The organism is Mycobacterium sp. (assembly GCF_049281135.1).
In the GTDB taxonomy this organism is placed as follows: domain Bacteria; phylum Actinomycetota; class Actinomycetes; order Mycobacteriales; family Mycobacteriaceae; genus Mycobacterium.
Map to the genome: position 1 here is coordinate 1 of NZ_JBAPRN010000300.1, position 5,295 is coordinate 5,295.

The 5,295-nt window shown below is 63.9% G+C and carries 5 protein-coding genes and 1 pseudogene; all 6 read left to right on the plus strand.

All coding sequences use genetic code 11. The features are described 5' to 3' along the window. A pseudogene (locus WAN02_RS12210) lies at nucleotides 1–272 on the plus strand (hypothetical protein); the annotation flags it as partial. Nucleotides 273–617: 345 nt separating this feature from the next. Further along, nucleotides 618–1,847 carry a cupin domain-containing protein gene (locus WAN02_RS12215; RefSeq protein WP_422264431.1) on the plus strand — a complete coding sequence of 410 codons (1,230 nt, stop codon included), beginning with the start codon at nucleotides 618–620 and terminating at the stop codon, nucleotides 1,845–1,847. Continuing rightward, complete coding sequence (locus WAN02_RS12220) at nucleotides 1,848–3,053, plus strand: cupin domain-containing protein (protein WP_422264432.1); 1,206 nt, start codon at nucleotides 1,848–1,850, stop codon at nucleotides 3,051–3,053. Further along, nucleotides 3,053–4,024 (plus strand): hypothetical protein, encoded by a 972-nt coding sequence (locus tag WAN02_RS12225; protein WP_422264433.1) that lies wholly within the window; start codon nucleotides 3,053–3,055, stop codon nucleotides 4,022–4,024. Before WAN02_RS12220 ends, WAN02_RS12225 begins: the two co-directional genes overlap by 1 nt. A 118-nt stretch (nucleotides 4,025–4,142) precedes the next feature. Beyond that, the gene (locus tag WAN02_RS12230; RefSeq protein WP_422264434.1) at nucleotides 4,143–4,451 is read left to right on the plus strand and encodes a PE family protein; all 309 of its coding nucleotides are present in this window, start codon (nucleotides 4,143–4,145) and stop codon (nucleotides 4,449–4,451) included. Between the two features lie 3 nt (nucleotides 4,452–4,454). Next, a partial coding sequence (locus WAN02_RS12235; protein WP_422264435.1) for a PPE family protein occupies nucleotides 4,455–5,295 on the plus strand: 841 nt, incomplete at its 3' end.

A 5,295-nucleotide genomic window follows, 5' to 3' on the forward strand; every position in this document is an offset into this window, starting at 1 on the left:
GGGCCACGCTGCGCGGTTACGGCGACGAATATATGGATATCAACGTCGAGGTCGATCCGGACTGGGGCGCGCCCGCTGGTGGCGCGACGGCGGCGTCGGATCAGGGGGCGGGGCCGCTGGGGTTTGCCGGGACGGTGGCGAAGGGCAGTGCGCAGGCGGCCGGGTTGGCGACGCTTTCCGGTGATGAGTTTGGCGCAGGCCCGAGGATGCCGATGCTGCCGGGGACGTGGGGTCCCGAGGGCGAGCCTGCGGACGGGCAAGAGCAGAACTAAGACGGATCGAGAAGGGAATACGCGGCCATTGAACGAATGATCGAGGAGTCTCGGTTCTACTCCAAGGATCCAGCATCGCGCGTCCTCGCGGGCGATGTTCCGGAGCTTCGCCCGGCGACCGATCAAATGCGGTAGGCCGCTGGGCGTTTCGCCGAGCCGGGCTATCGCGTGCCTAACGCGCAGTGTTGAGTTGGTCGCCATCTGATCGGCTACACGTTTCCGAGTTCACGATCGTGTGGTAGTTATTAATGAAAATCATAGTCATCTCCGCACCGGACGGGGGACGTGACAACCTGGAAGTCAGACCAGGCCGACGAGGGCGGCAGAAGGCGGAAAGCACGGCTGATGCAGCAACGCTTGTCGGGCGTTAGCGCCGAGTTCTCGCTCGCCGGGTTGCTTGCGCCGCTGTCGGTCGAGAATTTTCTTGACGAGATATGGGGCAGGGACCATCACCACGTAAAGCGAGGCTGCCCGGGCTTTTTCGATGCTCTGCTGCCCGGGCCGTCGACGATTGACGAGCTGCTGGAGCTGTTTCGCCGCGAGCCATCGGCAGTAAGGCTGGTGATGGGAAGGGACAAAAAGGGTTCCGACAATTACCAACTCGCTGATGGCAGCCTCGATCTCGTTGTTATCCGCAAGGACTTCGCCGATGGCTACACGATCGTTTTGGACGGCGTCGAGCAATATGTACGCACGGTGGGGACGTTGGCTCGCTCGATCGAGGTCGAGCTGAACTTCCCGATACAGGTGAACACCTACATCACTCCGCCAGGGCAAAGGGGGCTGGCTCCCCACTACGACGACCACGATGTGCTGGTCTTGCAGGTCCAGGGCTCCAAAATCTGGCATTTGTACGTCGGCGCCGACCGTCCGCCACGCGAGCTCCAGCGCGACAACGAAAAGGCGGTTGCTGTTGAAAGTCTCCCGGCGCCAACTGACGTTCGCCTAGCGGCCGGTGACGTGCTGTACGTGCCACGCGGCCGCGTTCACGAGGCCGAGACCGCGTCAGAGCAATCCATCCATCTGACCGTCGGTATCCACGCACCTACCGTGCTCATGCTTGCCATCGGGGCGCTGTACTCGCAGAGCTTCCTCGATGATCGTCTGAATTCCCGTCTGCCGGCGCGGCATCTGGACGATGCGGACCTGCATGCGACGTTGCGGCGCCTGTTACGGGAAGCTGTTGGAACGGTTGAGGATCCGGGCGCGATGACCGGCGGTCTCGGCTTGCTGGCAGACACCTTGGTCCGGCGCGGCCGATGCCCACCAGTCGGGAAGATTGCAAACGCCAACGCGATCGACGGGCAAACCCGGGTGGTGAAGTTCCAACCGCTCTATTCGCAAGTGAAGACCACCGACAACGGCGTCACCCTGGAGTTCGCCAGCTTGTCGATCAACGCCGACTCCGACCACCGAGCGGCGCTGCGATTCGTCTCTGCGAGCACCGAGCCGTTTCACGTCAGCGATCTACCCGGTCTGCGCCCCCGACAGCAGACGGATCTCGCCCGCACGCTCCTCGTGAGTGGTTTTCTCGTCCGGTTGCCTAATCGGGGGGCAGATGGAGAGCATGACTGAATGCCGCAGCGCTCATCGGGCGACGATCCCGGAACGTCGCTGGGCTGGTTGCTGGCGCCGCTGACGGTCGAGACCTTCCTCGCCGAGATATGGGGCCAGACCCACTACCACGTCAGCCGAAGCTCGCCGGGATATTTCGACCCCTTGTTCGGCGGCTCGGCATCCGTCGATCAGCTGCTGGGATTGTTCCGGCCGGATTTGTCCCTGGTACGGCTGGTCCGCCAGGACGACAAAAAAGAGCCCTACCACTACCGGCGTAGCGATGGCGCTTTCGATGTGCCGGCAATCGGCCACGATTTCGCCGACGGCTACACGATCGTTCTGGAAAGTATTCATCGATATGTGCGCGCGATCGCGTCGCTGTTGCACGCTATCGAGGTCGAACTGAACTTCGCCACCCAGGTCAACGCCTACTTCACACCGCCCGAATCCCGAGGCTTCGTCGCGCATTACGACGAACACGACGTGTTGATACTTCAGCTTTCGGGATCCAAGATCTGGCACCTGTACGACGGTATCGATGTCGCACCGGTTGCGGCGTTGCGTCATGAGCCGGTTGCCGCCGACGCCCTCCCGTCGCCCACCGACGTGCGCCTGGAAGTCGGCGACGTTCTCTATGTGCCGGGCGGCCGCGTTCACGCCGCCGAATCGGCCTCGGAGGTATCGGTCCATCTGACCGTTGGCGTCCTCGCGCCCACGCTGCTGCTGCTCGTCACCCGAGCGCTCAACTCGCTGGGCAACTCCGACGACCGCGTCCACACCCACCTGCCGCCGCGGTATCTGGACGACGCTGACGTGCGGGCCACGCTGGGCGATCGTGTCCGCGACGTCGTCGAAGCCCTTGAACAGCCGAGTGCCATTTCCGCGGGCCTCGGTTCGCTCGCCGACGACCTCGTCAGGCGTGGCCAAAGCCCGCCCGTCGGACAGGCGATTACGAATGCCATCGGGATCGATGGTCAGGTCCGAGTGGTGAAGTACCAACCGCTCTTTTCGCGTGTGACCGAAACATCCGACGGCGTTGCGCTGCACTTTGCCCAACTCGTGGTCAGCTCTGCTCCCGACCATAGCGAGGCGCTGCGATTTGTCTCCAAAAACACTGAGCCCTTTCGGGTTTGCGAGCTCCCGGGGCTGTCTGAAGTGCAGCAGACCGAACTGGCCCGAACCCTGATCGCGAACGGGTTCCTGGTCCGGCTTCCGGGCGACTGATGGAGATCGCCGACCTGGCCCGTTGGACGCCAGTCAGACTGGATTTTTCCGGTCCGGTCCCGGCGGTCGACTGGGCCAACCTCTCCGAAGAACGGTTCGTCGAGCCGTTCTTCGACCAGACCGCCGCCCGCTGGGCGTCCGGCCCACGAGCATCGCAGCTCGTTCGGACCGGGCTTGATGCCTTGATTGCTCTCGACAGCGAGCCGTCGCTGGAGCCTGCAGGCATGGTTTTTCACATGTCGCGCTGCGGATCCACGCTTGTTTCCCGGCTACTGGGCACACTTCCGGGCGTTGTCGTCCTCGCCGAGCCCTCGCCGCTGAATTCGCTTCTCGCGCTCGAGCCCGGTCGGGTCAACCAGCCTGCACTGGTCCAGATCGTGCGGCTCCTGGTCCGGGCGCTGGGCAGACGACGGCACGGTGACGAACGGCAGTTGGTGCTCAAATGCACGAGCTGGAATATCCGGCACAGTGCGATTCTGGCAGCCGCCTTTCCCGGCACACCATGGATCTGGGTCCAGCGCGACCCTGCTCGCGTGCTGGCCTCATTGCTCGCCGAACCGCCTGGCTGGCTGCGGTTCCAGAGCTGGCCTCAGCAGGCTAACCAACGTTTCGGCCTTGATCCGGCGGCGGTTCCGGCAATGACACGCGCCACGTTCGCTGCCCATGCCATCGGCTCAATGCTGGAGGCGGCGGTGGCGGCCGAGCCGGCCGCGCGGCTCTGCATCGACCACACCGAACTGCCTGACGCGATTTGGCAACGCGTAGCCCCGCATTTCGGGCTTGAAGTTGACGCTGCTGCAGTTGCGCGGATGACCGACGAGGCCCGGTTTTACTCGAAAGAGTCAGTGCCTCGGGTCTTTTCGGGAGATGTCCCGGAGCATCGACGGGTGACCGACGAGATACGGGAGGCCGCCGAGCGATTCGCGCAGCCCGGCTATCGCGCGCTCGCGTTGCATCCCGGGGGCGGCTGACCGGACTCACCTCCCGACACGCGGCCTTCGAGTTTCTAAACGTGCGCCCGTGTGGTATCACTGTTAATGAAAATCATATTCATCTCGGGCATCGGCCCATGACCGAGGAGCAGTTGCCATGACGTTGCGTGTCATTCCCGAAGGACTCGCCGGTGCCAGTGCGGCAATCGACGCGTTGACCGCCCGTCTGGCTGCTGCCAATGCCGGCGCGGCGCCGCTGATCACCGTTGTGGCGCCTCCCGCCGCGGATCCGGTGTCGCTGCAAAATGCGGCCGGCTTCAGCGTTCGTGGCAGCGAACATTCAGCGGTGGTGGCCCAAGGCGCGGAAGAGCTTGGTCGCGCCGGTGTCGGGGTGGGCGAATCGGGCGCCCGCTACGCGGCCCGTGATGCGGCGGCGGCGTCGTCGTATCACATTGTGGGCTACTGACGAATGACGGCGCCTGTCTGGATGGCCGCACCGCCCGAGGTGCATTCGGCGTTGTTGAGCAGTGGCCCCGGGCCCGGCTCGTTGTTGTCGGCAGCAGGGGCGTACAACTCGCTGAGCGCCGAATACACCGCGGTGGCCGAGGAACTCAGCACGGTACTGGCTGATGTGCAGACTGGTGCCTGGCAGGGGCCGAGCGCAGAGGAATTCGTGGCCGCGTTCGTCCCGTACTTGGCCTGGTTGACGCAGGCCAGCGCCGACAGTGCCGCCGCGGCTACGCAGCATGAGACCACGGCCGCGGCATACACCGGCGCGCTGGCGGCGATGCCGACGCTGCCCGAGTTGGCCGCCAACCACGTGATTCACGGCGTGTTGACGGCGACGAATTTCTTTGGCATCAACACGATTCCGATCACGCTCAATGAGGCCGACTATGTGCGGATGTGGGTTCAGGCGGCTACCACGATGAGCACGTATCAAGCGGTGTCCAGCGCGGCGTTGGCGTCGACGCCGACCACCACGGCGGCGCCGCCAATCGCGAAATCTGCGCTGACCTCGGCAGACAAAAGCATCTACGATCAGCTTTCCGGTGATAATCCGCTGGGGCTTCCGCAGTGGTTGCAGAACATCTTGAATCAGTTCGGCATCAACAACATCATTACTGCCCACGACCCCAAGCTCGACTACTTCTTCGATAACTGGGTCGCGGATTTCTTGCAGAACTTCGGCGTCACGTGGGACCCCGCCGCGGGCACCGTCAACGGGGCCACCTACGACTCCTACGCGAACCCAGCCGTGGGGCTGTTTTGGACGGTTCGAGCACTGGAACTCTTCGAGGACGCACAAC